Below are 18,249 nucleotides of genomic sequence, written 5' to 3' on the forward strand. Positions count from 1 at the left end.
GCGGGGGGCGATCAGTTCGCCTCTAACAGCGGATCAAGCGCACGAACGTGCTCGACCTGCCAGCCAAGCGGTACCACGTCGCCGACCGCGAGCGCTGGATCGAGCTCGGCAATCGGCTGTTTCACGAAGAAGTCGGTCTTGCCGCAGACTTCCAGGCGCACCCGGACGTGGTCGCCCAGATAGATGAATTCCGCCACCCTCCCTGAGAAGCGGTTGACGCATTGGTCGCTCGAACCGTTGAGGCTCACGCGCTCCGGGCGAATCGACAGGGTCACGGGTTCGCCGGTCTGGCCGACGTTGACCGCCAGCGCCTCGACCTTCTCGCCACGGCCCAGCTCGACCACGCAGCGCTCGCCGCTCTGACTGAGCAGACGGCCGTTGAGGCGGTTGTTCTCGCCGATGAAGTTGGCGACGAAGGTGTTTTTCGGCTCTTCGTAGAGGGTGCGCGGCGGGGCGATCTGCTGGATTTCGCCTTGATGAAACACGGCGACGCGGTCGGACATGGTCAGGGCTTCGCCCTGGTCGTGGGTCACGTAGACCACGGTCACGCCGAGGCGCTGGTGCAGGTGCTTGATCTCCATCTGCATGTGTTCGCGCAGTTGCTTGTCGAGTGCGCCCAGCGGTTCGTCCATCAGCACCAGTTGCGGTTCGAACACCAGTGCCCGAGCCAGCGCCACACGCTGCTGCTGACCGCCGGAGAGTTGCGCCGGATAGCGCGACGCGAACGCGTCGAGCTGGACCATGCTCAGGACTTTCTTGACCTTGTCGCTGACGTCACTCTTGTTCAAGCCACGGACGGTCAGCGGGAAGGCCAGGTTCTCGGCCACGGTCATGTGCGGGAACAGCGCGTAGTTCTGGAATACCATGCCGATGTCGCGCTTGTGCGGCGGCACGTTGTTGATCGCACGGCCGGCCAGGAGGATTTCGCCGGCGGTCGGGGTTTCGAACCCGGCGAGCATCATCAGGCTGGTGGTCTTGCCCGAGCCGGACGGCCCGAGCAGGGTCAGGAACTCGCCCTTGCGAATGTCCAGGTTGAGGTCTTTGACGATCAGGTTCTCGCCGTCGTAGCTCTTCTGCACTCCACGAAAGCTGACCAGCACGTCACTGGTCCCTGCGTTTGAATCGACCTGGCTCATACCCACACCTTTGTTATTGGTAACTGCTGTGGATCAAGCCTAGTGGCTGGCGCCAGTCACGCAAATCGGGGCGCAGGAGAGAATCGCCTCAGCCGGATGGAAGGTTGGGGGTAGGGATTGCCCTACAAGGATGGCGCGTTTTGGCAAGCGCAGCGGCAAGCGACGAGCGGCGAGCCGCAAGAACAGGCAAAAGCGCCTGTCGCTAATGGATATGTCCACAATTGCAGGCCAGATGGAGATTCCCTGTGGGAGCGGGCTTGCTCGCGAACGCGGTGTGTCAGTCACTGAATGATTGGATGACCCACCGCATTCGCGAGCAAGCCCGCTCCCACAGTAGAAATACGGTGTGCTTAGAGGAGTTTATGTTCCATCGCGTATTTCACCAGCTCGGCCAGCGAGGTGATGTTGAGCTTTTGCATCAGCCGCGCCTTATGGGTGCTGATGGTCTTGCTGCTCAGGGCCAGTTGCTGGGCGATGTCGTTGACGTTGGCGCCTTGGGCCAGGCGCTCGAACACCGAGAACTCGCGTTCGGACAACAGCGAATGCAACGGACGCGTGTCAGTCAGGCCGACCTCGAAGACCATCCGGTCGGCCAGCTCCGGGTCGATGTAACGCCCGCCGGCCGCGACCTTGCGAATCGCCGTCAGCAACAGCGCCGGATCGCTGTCCTTGGTCGCATAGCCAGCGGCGCCGACCTTCAGCGCACGGGCAGCCATTTGCGCCTCGTCGTGCATCGACAGCACCAGAATCGCCGGCGGATTGTTCAGCGCGCGAATCCGCGGGATCGCTTCCAGTCCATTGACCCCGGGCATCGAGATGTCCAGCAACACCACTTCACATGGCACGCTGCGCAGGGTTTCAAGGAGTTGTTCGCCATTACTCGCCTCCCCCACCACTTGCAGATCCTTGGCCAGGCCAATCAATTGCTTGATGCCTTCACGGACGATGGTGTGGTCTTCGGCTACCAATACACGGATCAAGTTTTTCTCCAGATTTCAGGTACACACCAAACCCTGTGGGAGCGAGCCTGCTCGCGATAGCGTCAGCTCAAACACCACAAACCTTCAAACTTCACTCACCGGCACCCACACATGCAGACTGGTGCCCTCCCCCGGCTCACTCTCAAGTTGCAAGCGCCCGCCCATGATCAACACCCGCTCGCGCATACCGACCAAACCAAAGGACGTCGGCCGATCCGCAGTGGCGACAAAACCTACGCCATCATCGCTGACCGTCAGACACAACTCATCGCCTTCCAGCACCAGCGTCAGCTCCACAGTATGCGCCTGGGCATGGCGCATGACGTTGGTCAGCGCCTCCTGCAGGATACGGAACAGGCCAATCGCCTTGGCATCGCTGAGCGCCGGCAGATTGTCCGGCACCTGCACCAGACACGGAATCTGCGTACGCGCCTCGAACCGCCGCGCCTGCCATTCAATCGCCGAGGCGATCCCGGCATCGAGGATCGGCGGGCGCAGCGCCGTCGCCACATCGCGCACCAACTGGAACAACTGGGCGATCAGGCGTTTCATGCTGTTCAAGCGCTCGTTCAGCCCCGGGTCGAGCTGCGCATAGGCCAGCTCGCACATCGAGGTTTCCAGTTTCAGCACCGTGAGCATCTGCCCCAGCTCATCGTGCACTTCGCGGGCGATTCGCGCCTTCTCTTCTTCGCGCACGCTTTCCAGGTGCGCCGACAATTCGCGCAGTTGCTCGCGGGACGCGGCCAGCTCCAGTTCAATGCGCTTGCTTTCGCTGATGTCCCAGACGATACCGTCCCAGACATAGGCGCCATCCTCCAGTTGGCGGGTGATCGCCTTGATCTCGGCCCAGCGCTGTTCGCCCTGGCGAGTGAGGATGCGGCCCTGCCACGACCAGTCACTGTCGGTGTCCAGCGCCTGATCCTGGGTCTGGTGGTAACTGGCCCTGTCGTCGGGATGCACCAGACTGCGCAAGCCCATGTCACGGTGCGCGATGGCGGCCGGCGCGTAACCGACCAGACTCTCGCTGCCCTCACTGATGTAGGCGAAATCGATCTGCCCGGTCACCGCCGCCCGCTCCAGACGGAACACCAGTCCCGGTACGTTGGCGGCGATGCCTTGCAAGCGCGCTTCACTTTCCTGCAGGGCGGCCAGGGCGCGGCGACGCTCGGTGACGTCGGTGAGGTAAACCACCAGATACTCGCTGTCGCGAAAGCGCAGGAAACTCAGCGAGACGTCTGCCGGCAGGATGCTGCCATCAGCGCGCACGCAACTGGTTTCAAAGCTCAGCGGCCCTTCTTCACTGGCCCGCGCGCGTTTCCACAGGTTGAGCCAGCGGTCCATGTGCAGGCCGGGTTCGAAGTCGATCAGCGGCCGTTCGATCAGCGCGCCTTGTGGATAACCGAGCATGTGTTCCGCCGCGCGGTTCGCGTAGCGCACATGGCTGTCCCAGTTGACCCAGAGAATGCCGACGGTGCTTTGATCGATGGAAAACTGGGTCAGGCGCAAGGCTTCTTCGCTGGCCGCGCGCAGGGCAATGTCTTCCCGGGCCGCCAGCAGGCGCTGTTCGAGGCTATGTTGCTGGCGTCGCTGCCAGACCACAATGGCCACACAACTGAGCAGCAACACGGCAAACAGCAGACTGAGGTTCTGCCAGAACCCCGGCGATTCGGTGAAGCGCGGGTACTTGGGTTGCAGCCATTGGTTGTGCAGGCGCTCCAGCTCCTTGGCCGGGATCGCCCGCAAGGCGCTTTCGATAATCCCGGCCAACTGTGGCCAGTCCCGCCGCGTGGCGACTCGCAACAGCTGCGGCAAGCCGATATCGCCGACCACCACCAGCCCGGCGAACTCCGGCTCGGCGGACAATCGCCCGAGTTGCGCTTCGTCCACCACGGCGTAGGACGCTTGCTGAGTTAATAACAGTTGCAACGCCTGACGCTCCAGCGGCACGCCTTGCAGATTCAGGTGCGGATAATTGCTGCGCAAATAATCGGCGGTGACGCTGGGCATGCGCACGGCGACGCGGGACAGGCTGTCGAGCTTTTCCAGCTCGACCACGCCGCCGCTCTTCTGGTCGCTGACCACCAGTTGCGGCACACGCATGTAAGGATCGGAAAACAGCCACAGGCGCAGTGCCTCCGGGGTCTGGGTCAAGCCCGGGGCGATGTCGATTTCACCTTCGCGAGCGGCCTCCTCCAGTTGTGTCAGATCCTGAAAATTGCGCCAGCTCAGATCGACATTCAGGGTTTTGGCCAGTGACTTCATCAATTCGACATTGGCCCCGGACAAGCGCTGCAGACGCCGGTCGTACTGCGCGTACGGTGCCTGCAAGACCAGACCGACGCGCAGCTCTCGGTGCTGCGCCAGCCATTGCTGCTCGCCGGGCGTCAACAGCGCCGCGTGCGCCGCCGGCGCAGACGCCGCCCAGCCCATCAAGGGAAAACACAACCAGCCGATAACCCACAGGCAGCAAAAACGCATCATTGAAGTCTCGTACACTGACAAATTCTGACCAACCCATTAGGCTGCCGGGATACTTTTCTGGCCTGGAATAACCGATGCCCTCTGTCTACCGCCTGGCAATGCCAGCATTGTGCCTGTCGCTGATCCTGCCTTGTGCGTTTTCCGTCGAAGCCGCCGATCCGGCGCCCGCCTCCACCGCCGGACAACCGGCCACCGAAAAACCGGCCGAACGCCAGCCACTGCTTGAGCGTAGTCAGGAAGAAGCCGCGGCACTCGAACGCAAAGTCCCGGCGCAAGAACAGCAGCAACTGCAGGCCGGCGCCGACACTTTCCTCGCCCTGTGGAAACCGGCCAACACCGCCGACCCGAAAGGTGCGGTGATTATCGTCCCGGGCGCCGGCGAAACCGCTGACTGGCCGCAAGTGATCGGCCCGCTGCGCAACAAATTGCCCGACGTCGAGTGGAGCAGCCTGAGCATCACCCTGCCGGATCTGCAAAGCGATGTCATCGCCCCGCGGGTGATTGCGCCCGCCGCCATGCCGAAAGCCCCGGAAAGTGGCAGCAAGGATTCCACCACCGCGCAACCGATCGAACAGGCGGCGGGCGGTGAAGCGGAAGTGGCGGATCAGGTGGTTGCCGAAACGACTGAAGAACAGTCCAAGGCGGATGCCGAACGGATCTTTGCGCGGATCGACGCGGCGATTGCCTACGCCGAGCAACAAAGCGCACGCCGGGTCGTCGTCCTCGGTCACGGCACGGGCGCCTACTGGGCGGCGCGCTTCCTCAGCGAGCGGCAGAGTTCGCAGGTCGAGAAGCTGGTGATGGTCGATGCGCAAACGCCAAGCAAGGCCAAGCCGCCACTGGCCGAGCTGACGCCGACCCTGAAGTTGCCGACGGCGGATATTTTCTACATGGACAAGGCACTGGATCGCACCGCGGCGCTTGAGCGCATGCAGGCCAGCAAGCGCTTGAAGACTTCAGCGTTCAGCCAAGTAGCGCTCAAGGCGTTGCCGGATAAAAAGGCTGAGCAGGAGCAGCTGTTCCGGCGGGTGCGTGGCTGGTTGAATCCGCAGAAGACTGACTGATAGACCGAGTCGCCCCATTCGCGAGCAAGCCCGCTCCCACCCTGATCGCGTTCCTTCAGCTGAAATGCGATCAAAGTGGGAGCGGGCTTGCTCGCGAAGAGGCCCTCATCAACAACTAACTTCTAACGATCAGCGAAAATCCCGTCGCGCTCGAATCAACGTAAACGCGTTGTGCAGCTCGCGGGTTTTCTCGGTCGCGTCACGCACCTGCTCCGGCGTCGCGCCGCTGCCGGCGATCTTGTCCGGGTGATGACGGCTGAGCAGTCGTCGATAGGCGCGCTTGATCTGCGCCGGCTCGCTGGTCGCCGACACGCCGAGCAGGCGCATCGCTTCCTGATAACTCATCGCCGCACTGACAATCGGCCGTTTGTTCGGCTCGTAATCATTGGCCAGCGCCTGAATCTGGTGCGTTGTCCACCCCAGCCACTTGCCCCACTGCGCCAATAATTCACGCTCACTGACGCCCGCGCGACCGTCGGCCCAGACCATCCGCCAGCACGCGCGCAACACGCCTTCGGCGGCATGCGGCTGAGCACTCAGGCGTCGCAGATAACCGCGCAGGCGGTCGCCGCCGGACTTGCCGCGATTGAACGCGGCAATCGCCCGCCGCCGCGCCGGTTCGCTCATTTCCAGGGCGTTCATTTCATTGCGCGCCTGCTGGATATGACCGTCCGTCACCCGCCCGTCACTCTTGGCCAGACGCCCGAGCAACACGAACAGCAATTCGTCGTTGCGCAACATCGGCCGTCCGCCGAGTTTTTCCCGCAAGTGTCCCCAGCTCTGCAAGTGCAGACGCCGATCCAGCGCCTGTCCCAACAATGCCCCAAGCATGGCCCCCGGAATGCTGGCGATCGCAAAACCTGCTCCGGCTCCAATCAGAGTCCCTGGCCACAACATATCAACGACTCGCTTCTATCAATGCTTCAGCTTCGGCCAGACGCTCATGCGTACCGACATCCACCCAATGGCCTTTCAGACGCTCGCCCGTGACCTGTCCATCGGCCATGGCTTTGCGCAGCAATGGTGCGAGCTTGAATGCGCCGTCGGCGCAGCCATCGAACAACTGCGGATGGAGCACGGCAATGCCGCTGTAGGTCAGGGTTTGCGCACCGGGCTGACCATCGCTCACCCGACCATCAGACAGGGTGAAATCGCCCGTCGGATGATGGGCCGGGTTGTCCGCCAGTACGAGATGCGCCAGACCGTTGATCGGTTGATGCAGCACGCTGAAGTCGTAATCGGTCCAGATGTCACCGTTCACCACCAGGAAGGCGTCGTCACCGAGCAATGGCAAGGCGCGGAAAATCCCGCCGCCGGTTTCCAGCGGCTCACCTTCCGGCGAGTACTGGATGCTCACGCCGAACTGCGAACCGTCGCCCAGATAATCCTCGATCTGCTGACCGAGCCAGGCATGGTTGATCACGATCTCGCTGAAACCGGCCGCTGCCAGCGCGCGCAGGTGATATTCGATCAACGGTACGCCGCCGGCACGCACCAGCGGTTTGGGGGTGGTCAGGGTCAGCGGGCGCATGCGCTCGCCCTTGCCTGCCGCCAGAATCATGGCCTTCATGCAGTCACTCCGCCACGCAGACTGGCGAGCAACGCCTGCAGATCCGCCAGTTCAGGACGACGAGCGATCACCGCTTCTATATAGGCGAAGAAACGCGGCACGTCGGCCAGATAGCGCGGCTTGCCATCGCGATGGCAGATGCGGGCGAAGATGCCGATGACTTTCAGGTGGCGCTGCACCCCCATCAGGTCGCTGGCGCGCAGGAAGTCTTCGAAATCGGCCTGCACCGGGATGTTCAGCGCAGCGGCTTGCTGCCAGTAATTTTCCAGCCAGCCACGCACACGTTCTTCAGGCCAACTGAGGAAGGCGTCCTTGAACAGGCAGGTGACGTCGTAGGTGACCGGGCCGTAGACCGCGTCCTGAAAGTCGAGCACACCGGGATTCGGCGCGCTGAGCATCAGATTGCGCGGCATGTAGTCGCGGTGCACCAACACTTTCGGCTGGGCCAGAGCGCTGTCGATCAGCAGATCGCTGACGGCCTGCCACTGTTGCTGCTGCGCTGCATCAAACTCGATGTCGAGTTCGCGCTTCACGTACCACTCGGGGAACAGCTCCAGCTCGCGGCGCAGCAGTGCCACGTCGTAACTCGGCAGCGGTGCGACCATCGGCAATTGCTGAAAAGCCAGCAGAGATTGCAGCGCATCGCTGAACAAAACGTCGGCATTTTCGCTGTCGATTACGTCGAGATAGGTCTTGTTGCCCAGGTCATTGAGCAAAAGAAATCCGCGTTCGAGGTCTTCTGCATAAATTTTCGGCACATTAATTCCGGATTTCGCCAGCAAAAAGGCGATATCCACGAACGGTTTGCAGTTTTCCTGGGGTGGCGGAGCATCCATCACGACGAAGCTGCGGCCCGCTCCTTCCCAACGGAAATACCGCCGGAAACTCGCGTCGCTGCTGGCCGCGGTCAACGTGGCCGGGGGTACGACGCCCCAGCCCTGATCTGCAAAAAGGATTGCCAACTGTTCATCGAGCCAAACTTTCAGGTGTTGCAAGCGTACATCTTGGTCAGGCATTGCAAGGGTCTCCGACGGCGCTAGCCGTCAAGCGGGTCATGCTTTATTATCCAGCATCTTTTTCAGACCATCGAGAGGCGTGCGGCCCACACCGCGGGCAGATGGCACGCAGGAAGCCCGGACTAATAAGATGGCATTGAAATCCCCCGCGTTTCGTAAAAAATTTCCGTTGTTGGTAACCGGCAGTCTGCTGGCTATGCAACCTCTGGCCAGTCAATTCGTTGTCGCCGCCGAGCAGTATGACTGCGCCGTCTCGGCAACGGGTGGCTGGGCTTGTGCGCCCAAGACGCCGGCAGCTGCATTGCCGCCGCGTCCGGTGCATGACGGCAGTGCCGTCAGCGCCGCTGGCGAAGCCCCGGCCCAGAACGGTTCCACTTCCGACACCGGCGCCAAGCCTGTGCTGGTCACCGAAGCCAAAGGCCGCGGCCTGAAATCCCGTAGCGAAGACTACAGTCACCTCGACTGGGTTCCGCGCGAGAAGCTCACCGCCGCCCAATTGGCCGAGACCGGTCCTTACTGCTCTGGTTCCTATATCGAACCGATTCGTCCTGGCATGAATGACAAGACGAATAAAAGTGACGCACCGACCTTTATCGGCGCCAAAGCCTCGCGCTACAACACCGAAGATCAGGTGGGTACGCTGGCCGGCGACGTGGTCCTGCGTCAGGGCAGCATGCAGGTCGAGTCCGACGAGGCGAGCCTGTACCAGGCCGAGAGCCGCGCCGAACTCAATGGTGACGTGCGCATCCGCGACAACGGTGCACTGATCGTCGGCGACCACGCCGATGTGCAGCTCGACACCGGTGAAGCCAAGGTCGACAACGCCGAATACGTGCTGCACAAATCGCGCATCCGCGGTAACGCGCTGTACGCCAAGCGTGCCGAAAACGCGATCATCCGCTTGAAGGACGGCACGTACACCACGTGCGAACCGAACAGCAACGCCTGGCAGCTCAAGGGCAACAACATCACCCTGAACCCTGCCACCGGCTTCGGTACCGCGACCAACGTGACACTGCGGGTCAAGGACATTCCGATCCTGTACACGCCGTACATCTACTTCCCGATCGATGACCGTCGTCAGTCGGGCTTCCTGCCGCCGACCATCGGCACCGGCAGCGACACCGGCTTCATGCTGGTCACCCCGTACTACTTCAACCTGGCACCGAACTACGATGCCACGTTGTATCCGCGCTACATGAGCAAGCGTGGCCTGTTGATGGAAGGCGAGTTCCGCTACCTGACCAAGTCCAGCGAAGGTCAGTTCGGCGCGGCGTATCTGAACGATGAAGATACCGATCGCAGCAAACAGTCTGATTACGAAAAAAATCGCTACATGTACAACTGGCAACACAAGGGTGGTCTCGACTCCCGTGTGTATACCCAGGTTGACTACACCAAGATCAGCGATCCGTATTACTTCCAGGATCTGACCACCGATCAGATCGGTGTGAAGAGCGCTGACTATGTGAACCAGCAGGGTTCGGTGACTTACCGAGGCGACAACTACACCGCTCGCCTGAATGCTCAGGCATATCAACTGGCGACCGTGTCAAACATCACTCCGTATGATCGCCTGCCGCAGATCACCTTCACCGGGCAACTGCCGTATCACCCGGAAGGCTTGAATTTCGATTACGAGACCGAGATCGTTCGTTTTGAGCGCGATCTGCAAAGTGGCAACTTCACCAACGAAGACGGGACTGTAGAACCACGCCTGGACAACAACGTCCAAGGCCTGGCCCGGGCCAACGGCAATCGTTTGAACCTCAAGCCGTCTGTCAGCCTGCCACTTGACTGGACCTACGGCTTCCTGAAGCCATCCCTGAAGTATCAGTACACCCAGTACGATCTGGACCTGGACGGCACTGGCAAGAGCCAGATCACCGCACAGGAAAACTACGCGGCAGCAACCGGCACCGATTACATCGGTGGCAAATACAGCCGCAACCAGAACCGTGGTGTGCCTATTGTCAGCGTCGACAGCGGCCTGTACTTCGACCGCAACACCACCTGGTTCGGCAAGAACTATCGCCAGACTCTGGAACCTCGCCTGTTCTACCTCTATGTACCAGAGGAAAATCAGGAAGACATCCCGGTCTTCGATACCGGCGAGTACACCTTCAACTACGCCTCGCTATTCCGTGACAACCGGTTCTCCGGTTCCGACCGTGTCGGCGATGAGAACAAGCTTTCGCTGGGTGTAACCAACCGCTGGATCGAAGAGAACGGTTTCGAACGTCAGCGCATCAGCATTGGCCAGGCCCTGTACTTCAAGGATCGCGAAGTCCAGTTGCCCGGTATCGATCCGAAAACTCGTGACGATGCACACGCCAATGTCTCTCCATACGCACTGGAATACGAATACCGCTGGAACCGCGACTGGCGCACCACTGCCGACTACAACTGGGACCCGGACAGCCGCAGCCCACGTTCCGGCAGTGCGATGTTCCATTACCAGCCTGAGGACAACCCGAACAAGATCGTCAACGTCGGCTATCGCTATCGTAACGACCAGGTTCGCTACGACCAGACCACCGGCAAATGGACGGTGGGCGGTGGCGACTACGGCACCCCGGGCCAGCCTGGCTACGTGAAGGACTACTACAAGATCCAGCAGCATGACTTCTCGGTCATCTGGCCGATCGTTCCACAGTGGAGCGCGATCAGCCGCTGGCAGTACGACTACAACCGCAACCGTACGCTGGAAGCCTTCGGTGGTTTCGAGTACGACAACTGCTGCTGGAAACTTCGCCTGATCAACCGTTACTGGGTTTCCTACGACGAATTCAGTCAGGAAGCTCCGCAAAACGAAAAAGGCGACCACGGCGTCTTCCTCCAAATTGTTCTGAAGGGACTCGGCGGCCTTACCGGCGCCAAGACTGAAACCTTCCTCGACAAAGGCATCCAAGGTTATCGTCAACGTGAAGACCAAGCTTTCTGATTGTCTGCGCCCGCTGCTGCTGGGCGCGCTGTTCCTGGGTACTGCGGCCAATGCCGCAGTTCAGTCCATCGATAAAGTGGTCGCGATCGTTGATAACGACGTGGTCATGCAGAGCCAACTGGACCAGCGTGTCCACGAAGTTCAGCAGACCATCGCCAAGCGCGGGGGCGGCATGCCGCCTCCCGGCGTGCTGGATCAGCAGGTGCTCGAGCGTCTGATCGTCGAAAACCTGCAACTGCAGATCGGCGAACGCTCCGGTATCCGCATCACCGATGAAGAGCTGAACCAGGCAGTTGGCACTATCGCTCAGCGCAACAACATGACCGTGGATCAATTCCGCGCCGCCCTGGCTCACGACGGCTTGTCCTACGACGACGCCCGTGACCAGATCAAGCGCGAGATGATCATCAGCCGTGTGCGTCAGCGCCGCGTGGCAGAACGCATCCAGGTCTCGGAACAGGAAGTGAAGAACTTCCTCGCCTCCGATCTGGGCAAGATGCAACTGTCCGAGGAGCTGCACCTGGCGAACATCCTGATTCCAACGCCGGAAAGTGCCAACTCTGAAGCGATTCAGAGCGCTTATCGTCAGGCCATGGACGTTTACCAGCAACTCAAGCAAGGCGCTGACTTCGGGCAACTGGCCGTTGCCAAGTCCGGCAGCGACAACGCTCTGGAAGGCGGCGACATGGGCTGGCGTAAAGCCGCTCAACTGCCACCTCCGTTCGATCGCGAGCTGAGCAACATGGCGGTGGGTGATATCACCCAACCGGCACGCACACCAGGTGGCTTCATCATCCTGAAAGTGCTCGGCAAGCGTGGCGGTGAAACCCAGATGCGTGATGAGGTGCATGTGCGCCACATTCTAGTCAAGCCAAGCCCGATCCGCGACGAAGCCAAGACCAAAGCGCTGGTGCAGTCGCTGTACGAGCGCATCCTGGCGGGTGAAGACTTCGCTGAACTGGCGAAGAACTACTCCGAAGACCCGGGTTCGGCGCTCAACGGCGGCGACTTGAACTGGATCGACCCGAACGCACTGGTACCGGAATTCCGCGAAGTGATGGCCAAAACCCCACAAGGTCAGCTGTCCAAGCCGTTCCAGACTCAGTACGGCTGGCACGTTCTGGAAGTCCTTGGCCGCCGCGCCACCGACAGCACCGAGCAGGCCCGCGAGCAACAGGCAATGACCGTTCTGCGTAACAAAAAATACGATGAAGAGCTGCAAAACTGGCTGCGTCAGATTCGTGAAGAAGCCTACGTAGAAATCAAACTCCCTGGTGCAGACCAGGCAGCGCAGTGAAACCCAAGCGTTTCGCGCTGACACCCGGCGAACCAGCCGGCATCGGTCCCGACCTGTGCCTGCTGCTCGCCTCGCAAGCCCAGCCACACCCCCTGATTGCCATCACCAGCCGCGACCTGCTCCTCGAACGGGCCGCGCAGCTGGGGCTGGCCGTCACTTTGCTGGAGGTGGCGCCAGATCACTGGCCGGATGTACCGGCACCCGCCGGCAGCCTGTACGTCTGGGATACCCCGCTCAGCGCCCCCGTGGTTGCCGGGCAACTGGACAAGGCTAACGCCGCATTCGTTCTGGAAACCCTGACCCGCGCCGGCAACGGCTGTCTGAACGGCGATTTCGCCGGGATGATCACCGCTCCGGTACACAAAGGCGTGATCAACGAATCAGGCATCCCGTTCTCCGGGCATACGGAATTCCTCGCCGACCTGACCCATACCGCACAAGTGGTGATGATGCTCGCCACTCGCGGTTTGCGCGTGGCGCTGGTCACCACCCACCTGCCGCTGCGCGAGATTGCCGATGCAATCACCCCTGATCGGCTGGAGCGGGTCACACGGATTCTGCACGCCGACCTGCAAGACAAATTCGGCATCGCCCAGCCACGCATCCTGGTCTGCGGGCTCAACCCGCACGCCGGTGAAGGCGGACACCTGGGCCATGAAGAAATCGACATCATCGAACCTACATTAGAGCGCCTGCGCGGCGAGGGCATGGACCTTCGTGGCCCGCTGCCTGCCGACACTCTGTTTACCCCCAAATATCTGGAGCACTGCGATGCAGTGCTGGCGATGTACCACGACCAGGGCCTGCCCGTGCTGAAGTACAAAGGCTTCGGCGCCGCGGTCAACATTACCCTTGGCCTGCCGATCATCCGCACCTCGGTCGACCATGGCACCGCCCTGGATCTGGCCGGCAGCGGCAAGATCGACACCGGCAGCCTGCAGGTCGCCCTGGAAACCGCCTACCAGATGGCCGAGACCCGTTTATGACCGAGCAATACCAACACAAGGCGCGCAAACGCTTTGGCCAGAACTTCCTGCACGATGCCGGCGTCATCGACCGCATCCTGCGCTCCATCAGCGCCAAATCCGGCGACCGCATGCTGGAAATCGGCCCGGGCCAGGGCGCACTGACGGCTGGCCTGCTCAACTCCGGCGCGCAGCTCGACGTGGTGGAACTGGACAAGGACCTGATCCCGATCCTCAACCAGCAGTTCGCCGGCAAGAGCAACTTCAACCTGCATCAGGGCGATGCGCTGAAGTTCGACTTCAATACACTGAACGCCGCGCCGAACAGCCTGCGCGTGGTCGGCAACCTGCCGTATAACATCTCCACGCCGCTGATTTTCCACCTGCTGAACAACGCCGGCATCATTCGCGACATGCACTTCATGCTGCAGAAGGAAGTGGTCGAGCGTCTGGCCGCGGGCCCCGGTGGTGGCGACTGGGGTCGTCTGTCGATCATGGTTCAGTACCATTGCCGCGTGGAACACCTGTTTAACGTCGGCCCGGGCGCGTTCAACCCGCCGCCGAAGGTCGACTCGGCCATCGTCCGTCTGGTGCCGCACGCCGTATTGCCGCACCCGGCCAAGGATCATCGCCTGCTCGAGCGCGTGGTACGCGAAGCGTTCAACCAGCGCCGCAAGACCCTGCGCAACACCCTCAAGCAATTGATGACCGCTGCCGAGATCGAAGCCGCCGGCGTCGATGGCAGCCTGCGCCCCGAGCAACTGGACCTGGCCGCATTCGTGCGCCTGGCCGACAAGCTCAGCGAACAAGCCCCGCAAGCCCCCGCCGCCGACTGACCGGCGATGAACGCTATCGGGCAGGACGCCACTCTGGTTTACTGCCCGATACTTGCCTAGACTGATTCCCCATCAGCTACGCCTCGCGTTCCGCTTTGCTTAAGGCCCTTTTGCATGTCCGATTCTCGCTATCAGGTCGATGTCAGTGTCGTCACCCACTATCTGGCAGACCAATCGCAACCCGAGCACAACCGCTTCGCCTTCGCCTACACCATCACCGTGCAAAACAATGGCGCGCTCCCGGCCAAGCTTTTGTCGCGGCATTGGGTGATCACCGACGGTGACGGGCATGTCGAAGAAGTGCGCGGCGCCGGTGTCGTCGGCCAGCAACCGCTGATCGACACAGGCAAGAGCCACACTTACAGCAGCGGCACAGTGATGACCACCAAGGTCGGCACCATGCAGGGCTCTTATGAAATGGTCGCCGACGACGGCAAGCATTTCGACGCGATCATCAAGCCTTTCCGCCTCGCTGTACCCGGAGCCTTGCACTGATGACGACGTACGCCGTCGGCGACCTGCAAGGCTGCCTCGAACCGCTCAAATGTCTGCTCAAGCAAGTGGCTTTCGACCCGAAGCTCGATCGGCTGTGGCTGGTCGGCGACCTGGTCAACCGCGGCCCGCAATCGCTGGAGACCCTGCGTTTTCTCTACGGCATGCGCGACTCGCTGGTTTGCGTACTGGGTAACCATGACCTGCACCTGCTCGCTGCGGCCAACAACATTGAGCGCCTGAAGAAGTCCGATACCCTGCGCGAGATCATTGAAGCCCCCGACGCGGCCGATCTGCTCGAGTGGCTGCGCCAGCAAAAGCTCATGCACTACGACGAGCAACGCGAAATTGCCATGGTGCATGCGGGCATTCCTCCGCAGTGGTCCTTGCGCAAGGCCCTGAAGTACGCGGCCGAGGCCGAAGCGGCACTGCGTGACGACAACCTGTTTCCGCTTTACCTGGATGGCATGTACGGCAATGAGCCGGCGAAATGGGACAGCGAGCTCACGGGCGTGACCCGCCTGCGCGTCATCACCAACTATTTCACCCGCATGCGCTTCTGTACCGCCGAGGGCAAGCTCGACCTCAAAAGCAAGGAAGGCCTCGATACCGCCCCGCCCGGCTACAAACCGTGGTTCCAGCACAAGGAGCGCAAGACCCGCGGCCTGCGAATCATCTTCGGTCACTGGGCCGCGCTGGAAGGCGACGTTCACGAACCGGGTATCTCGGCGCTGGACACCGGTTGCGTCTGGGGCGGCAGCCTTACATTGATGAACGTCGACAGCGGCGAGCGCGTGTCCTGCAAGTGCGATGAACATGGCGGGCTTGCACCATCAGTCGCACCACTTATCCCCGAAACGTCGCCAGTCAGCGCGCCGCGTTAGACTGCGCATTCTGCCGAGCAACAGGAACCCGCCATGAGCGAATTCAAACGAATCCCCCCGGAACAGGCCCAGGCCCTGCGTGAACAAGGCGCAGTCGTGGTTGATGTCCGTGATCCCGCCACCTTTGCCGCACTGCATATCAGTGGCTCGAAGCATTTGGACAACCATTCCTTGCACGCTTTTATCCAGGGCGCCGACCTTGATGCACCGACTGTCGTCGTTTGCTATCACGGCAATTCCAGCCAGGGTGCCGCCGCGTACCTGATCAGTCAGGGCTTCTCCGACGTCTACAGCATGGACGGCGGTTTCGAGTTGTGGCGTACGACTTATCCTGCAGAAACCGCACAAGGCACGCCCGAATAATTTTTTTTGTCACGCGCAGGCCCCGGCTGCCGTGGGCCTGCGCGGGGCAGACGAACGGTCTGCCACAACTAATTACGTATCTCGCCTTTACCTCTCGAATTCCCAACTATCCTTAAGCCCAGGCCATCCAAAACAGGGGAGAGCCGGTACACCGGCGCACGGGTCATCGGGAGTGACTTTCAAGGTTGTCGACCGCGAAAGTGTTCTGGGGGGTAAACAAGTGGCCACAGCGGCTGCTTGCCAGCATCGACTGAGTGATCCGGCGTCGGCTCCACGTATCGAGCGAGGTGACGTCATGAGTATCTTTAGCCACTTCCAACAACGCTTCGAGTCCACACGCCAGGAAGAACTCTCGCTGCAAGAGTACCTGGAGCTGTGCAAGAAAGACCGGAGCGCCTACGTTTCCGCAGCCGAGCGTCTATTGATGGCCATCGGCGAACCGGAACTGCTCGACACATCGACCAATTCGAGGCTGTCGCGCATCTTCTCCAACAAGGTGATCCGTCGCTATCCGGCCTTTGAAGACTTCCACGGGATGGAAGAATGCATCGACCAGATCGTTTCGTATTTCCGCCATGCCGCCCAAGGCCTGGAAGAGAAGAAACAGATCCTCTACCTGCTCGGCCCCGTCGGTGGCGGTAAATCGTCCCTGGCCGAGAAGCTGAAACAGCTGATGGAAAAGGTGCCCTTCTACGCGATCAAGGGTTCGCCGGTATTCGAATCGCCCCTGGGTCTGTTCAACGCCACCGAAGATGGCGCGATCCTCGAGGAAGACTTCGGCATTCCACGGCGCTACCTGAACACCATCATGTCGCCCTGGGCGACCAAACGCCTGGCCGAATTCGGCGGCGACATCAGCCAGTTCCGCGTGGTCAAGTTGTACCCGTCGATCCTCAATCAGATCGCCGTGGCCAAAACCGAACCGGGCGACGAGAACAACCAGGACATCTCGGCACTGGTGGGTAAGGTCGACATTCGCAAACTCGAGGAATACCCACAGAACGACGCCGACGCCTACAGCTACTCCGGTGCGCTGTGCCGGGCCAACCAGGGCCTGATGGAATTCGTCGAAATGTTCAAGGCACCAATCAAGGTGCTGCACCCATTGCTGACCGCCACCCAGGAAGGCAACTACAACAGTACCGAGGGCCTCGGCGCGATTCCGTTCACCGGGATCCTGCTTGCGCACTCCAACGAATCGGAGTGGCACACCTTCCGCAACAACAAGAACAACGAAGCCTTCATCGACCGGATCTACATCGTCAAAGTGCCGTACTGCCTGCGGGTCAGCGACGAGGTGAAGATCTACGACAAGTTGCTGTTCAACAGTTCGCTGGCGAAGGCACATTGCGCACCGGACACTCTGAAGATGCTGGCGCAGTTCACCGTGCTGTCGCGCCTCAAGGAGCCGGAAAACTCCAACATCTATTCGAAGATGCGCGTCTACGACGGGGAAAACCTCAAGGACACCGACCCGAAAGCCAAGTCGATTCAGGAATACCGCGACTCGGCCGGCGTCGACGAGGGCATGAACGGCCTGTCGACCCGGTTTGCATTCAAGATCCTGTCCAAGGTGTTCAACTTCGATCCGCATGAAATCGCCGCCAACCCGGTGCACCTGCTGTATGTGCTGGAACAGCAGATCGAACAGGAACAGTTCCAGGCCGAGACCCGCGAACGCTACCTGCGCTACCTCAAGGAATACCTGGCGCCGCGTTATATCGAATTCATCGGCAAGGAGATTCAGACCGCGTACCTGGAGTCTTACAGCGAATACGGGCAAAACATCTTCGACCGCTACGTGCTATATGCGGACTTCTGGATTCAGGATCAGGAATACCGCGACCCGGAAACCGGCGAGATTCTCAACCGTGTCGCCCTGAACGAAGAACTGGAGAAAATCGAGAAACCGGCCGGCATCAGCAATCCGAAGGATTTCCGCAACGAAATCGTCAACTTCGTATTGCGCGCCCGAGCCAACAACAACGGCAAGAACCCGACCTGGCTCAGCTACGAAAAACTGCGGGTGGTCATCGAGAAGAAAATGTTCTCGAACACCGAAGACCTGCTGCCAGTCATCAGCTTCAATGCCAAGGCCAGCAAAGAGGATCAGCAGAAACACAACGACTTCGTTACTCGAATGGTCGAACGCGGCTACACCGACAAACAGGTACGACTGCTGTCCGAGTGGTACCTGCGGGTCCGGAAGTCGCAGTGAAGC

The 18,249-nt window shown here is 60.8% G+C and carries 15 protein-coding genes; 9 read left to right on the plus strand and 6 right to left on the minus strand.

The window, feature by feature from the left end; all coding sequences use genetic code 11:
• Nucleotides 1–11 precede the first annotated feature (11 nt).
• The 3 genes from M0814_RS27130 to M0814_RS27140 all read right to left on the minus strand — a co-directional run bounded on the left by M0814_RS27130 (nucleotide 12) and on the right by M0814_RS27140 (nucleotide 4,597).
• Nucleotides 12–1,136 carry an ABC transporter ATP-binding protein gene (locus tag M0814_RS27130; protein ID WP_103485890.1) on the minus strand — a complete coding sequence of 375 codons (1,125 nt, stop codon included), beginning with the start codon at nucleotides 1,134–1,136 and terminating at the stop codon, nucleotides 12–14.
• Between the two features lie 350 nt (nucleotides 1,137–1,486).
• Nucleotides 1,487–2,116, minus strand: coding sequence for a response regulator transcription factor (locus M0814_RS27135; RefSeq protein WP_003228820.1), 630 nt, complete (start codon nucleotides 2,114–2,116; stop codon nucleotides 1,487–1,489).
• 84 nt (nucleotides 2,117–2,200) lie between these two features.
• Nucleotides 2,201–4,597: a transporter substrate-binding domain-containing protein gene (locus tag M0814_RS27140; protein WP_103485892.1), complete on the minus strand. Its 2,397-nt coding sequence runs from the start codon at nucleotides 4,595–4,597 to the stop codon at nucleotides 2,201–2,203.
• Nucleotides 4,598–4,671: 74 nt separating this feature from the next.
• Between M0814_RS27140 and M0814_RS27145 the strand changes: the two genes are divergently transcribed.
• Nucleotides 4,672–5,661, plus strand: coding sequence for an alpha/beta hydrolase family protein (locus M0814_RS27145; RefSeq protein ID WP_103485893.1), 990 nt, complete (start codon nucleotides 4,672–4,674; stop codon nucleotides 5,659–5,661).
• A 129-nt stretch (nucleotides 5,662–5,790) separates the two neighbouring features.
• Here M0814_RS27145 and M0814_RS27150 read toward each other — a convergent pair whose 3' ends face one another.
• Genes M0814_RS27150 through M0814_RS27160 form a run of 3 tightly spaced genes read right to left on the minus strand, consistent with a single transcriptional unit; the run spans nucleotide 5,791 to nucleotide 8,247 of the window.
• A complete protein-coding gene (locus M0814_RS27150) occupies nucleotides 5,791–6,558 on the minus strand; it encodes a TerB family tellurite resistance protein (RefSeq protein ID WP_103485894.1) in 768 nt (255 codons plus the stop codon).
• 1 nt (nucleotide 6,559) lies between these two features.
• Nucleotides 6,560–7,231 (minus strand): N-acetylmuramate alpha-1-phosphate uridylyltransferase MurU, encoded by a 672-nt coding sequence (gene murU / locus M0814_RS27155; protein ID WP_103485895.1) that lies wholly within the window; start codon nucleotides 7,229–7,231, stop codon nucleotides 6,560–6,562.
• The gene (locus M0814_RS27160; protein WP_103485896.1) at nucleotides 7,228–8,247 is read right to left on the minus strand and encodes a phosphotransferase; all 1,020 of its coding nucleotides are present in this window, start codon (nucleotides 8,245–8,247) and stop codon (nucleotides 7,228–7,230) included. The genes murU and M0814_RS27160 overlap by 4 nt, the downstream gene beginning before the upstream one ends.
• A 130-nt stretch (nucleotides 8,248–8,377) precedes the next feature.
• On the opposite strand from M0814_RS27160, the gene M0814_RS27165 reads away from it, so the two are divergent.
• The 8 genes from M0814_RS27165 to M0814_RS27200 all read left to right on the plus strand — a co-directional run bounded on the left by M0814_RS27165 (nucleotide 8,378) and on the right by M0814_RS27200 (nucleotide 18,246).
• Nucleotides 8,378–11,191 carry an LPS-assembly protein LptD gene (locus tag M0814_RS27165; RefSeq protein ID WP_103485897.1) on the plus strand — a complete coding sequence of 938 codons (2,814 nt, stop codon included), beginning with the start codon at nucleotides 8,378–8,380 and terminating at the stop codon, nucleotides 11,189–11,191.
• A complete protein-coding gene (gene surA / locus M0814_RS27170; RefSeq protein WP_003228836.1) occupies nucleotides 11,172–12,488 on the plus strand; it encodes a peptidylprolyl isomerase SurA in 1,317 nt (438 codons plus the stop codon). The genes M0814_RS27165 and surA overlap by 20 nt, the downstream gene beginning before the upstream one ends.
• The gene (pdxA, locus tag M0814_RS27175; RefSeq protein ID WP_103485898.1) at nucleotides 12,485–13,474 is read left to right on the plus strand and encodes a 4-hydroxythreonine-4-phosphate dehydrogenase PdxA; all 990 of its coding nucleotides are present in this window, start codon (nucleotides 12,485–12,487) and stop codon (nucleotides 13,472–13,474) included. Before surA ends, pdxA begins: the two co-directional genes overlap by 4 nt.
• Nucleotides 13,471–14,289, plus strand: coding sequence for a 16S rRNA (adenine(1518)-N(6)/adenine(1519)-N(6))-dimethyltransferase RsmA (gene rsmA, locus M0814_RS27180; protein ID WP_003228841.1), 819 nt, complete (start codon nucleotides 13,471–13,473; stop codon nucleotides 14,287–14,289). Before pdxA ends, rsmA begins: the two co-directional genes overlap by 4 nt.
• Nucleotides 14,290–14,403: 114 nt before the next feature.
• Nucleotides 14,404–14,784: a Co2+/Mg2+ efflux protein ApaG gene (gene apaG, locus M0814_RS27185; RefSeq protein ID WP_003228843.1), complete on the plus strand. Its 381-nt coding sequence runs from the start codon at nucleotides 14,404–14,406 to the stop codon at nucleotides 14,782–14,784.
• On the plus strand, nucleotides 14,784–15,665 hold the full coding sequence (locus M0814_RS27190; protein WP_103485899.1) for a symmetrical bis(5'-nucleosyl)-tetraphosphatase: 882 nt from the start codon (nucleotides 14,784–14,786) through the stop codon (nucleotides 15,663–15,665). The genes apaG and M0814_RS27190 overlap by 1 nt, the downstream gene beginning before the upstream one ends.
• Nucleotides 15,666–15,698: 33 nt before the next feature.
• On the plus strand, nucleotides 15,699–16,028 hold the full coding sequence (gene glpE, locus M0814_RS27195; RefSeq protein ID WP_003228847.1) for a thiosulfate sulfurtransferase GlpE: 330 nt from the start codon (nucleotides 15,699–15,701) through the stop codon (nucleotides 16,026–16,028).
• Nucleotides 16,029–16,323: 295 nt separating this feature from the next.
• Nucleotides 16,324–18,246 (plus strand): PrkA family serine protein kinase, encoded by a 1,923-nt coding sequence (locus M0814_RS27200; RefSeq protein ID WP_003228848.1) that lies wholly within the window; start codon nucleotides 16,324–16,326, stop codon nucleotides 18,244–18,246.
• Nucleotides 18,247–18,249: the final 3 nt, after the last annotated feature.

The sequence above is a fragment of the Pseudomonas sp. MWU12-2020 genome, assembly GCF_023100605.1.
GTDB classification, from domain to species: Bacteria; Pseudomonadota; Gammaproteobacteria; order Pseudomonadales; family Pseudomonadaceae; genus Aquipseudomonas; species Aquipseudomonas fluorescens_H.

Excerpts from the sequence above, each read along its gene's own strand:
- M0814_RS27130 (WP_103485890.1), bottom strand. The coding sequence starts at position 1,136 with ATGAGCCAGGTCGATTCAAACGCAGGGACCAGTGACGTGCTGGTCAGC.
- M0814_RS27140 (WP_103485892.1), bottom strand. The coding sequence starts at position 4,597 with ATGATGCGTTTTTGCTGCCTGTGGGTTATCGGCTGGTTGTGTTTTCCC.
- M0814_RS27145 (WP_103485893.1), top strand. The coding sequence starts at position 4,672 with ATGCCCTCTGTCTACCGCCTGGCAATGCCAGCATTGTGCCTGTCGCTG.
- M0814_RS27150 (WP_103485894.1), bottom strand. The coding sequence starts at position 6,558 with ATGTTGTGGCCAGGGACTCTGATTGGAGCCGGAGCAGGTTTTGCGATC.
- murU (WP_103485895.1), bottom strand. The coding sequence starts at position 7,231 with ATGAAGGCCATGATTCTGGCGGCAGGCAAGGGCGAGCGCATGCGCCCG.
- M0814_RS27160 (WP_103485896.1), bottom strand. The coding sequence starts at position 8,247 with ATGCCTGACCAAGATGTACGCTTGCAACACCTGAAAGTTTGGCTCGAT.
- M0814_RS27165 (WP_103485897.1), top strand. The coding sequence starts at position 8,378 with ATGGCATTGAAATCCCCCGCGTTTCGTAAAAAATTTCCGTTGTTGGTA.
- rsmA (WP_003228841.1), top strand. The coding sequence starts at position 13,471 with ATGACCGAGCAATACCAACACAAGGCGCGCAAACGCTTTGGCCAGAAC.
- apaG (WP_003228843.1), top strand. The coding sequence starts at position 14,404 with ATGTCCGATTCTCGCTATCAGGTCGATGTCAGTGTCGTCACCCACTAT.
- M0814_RS27190 (WP_103485899.1), top strand. The coding sequence starts at position 14,784 with ATGACGACGTACGCCGTCGGCGACCTGCAAGGCTGCCTCGAACCGCTC.
- glpE (WP_003228847.1), top strand. The coding sequence starts at position 15,699 with ATGAGCGAATTCAAACGAATCCCCCCGGAACAGGCCCAGGCCCTGCGT.
- M0814_RS27200 (WP_003228848.1), top strand. The coding sequence starts at position 16,324 with ATGAGTATCTTTAGCCACTTCCAACAACGCTTCGAGTCCACACGCCAG.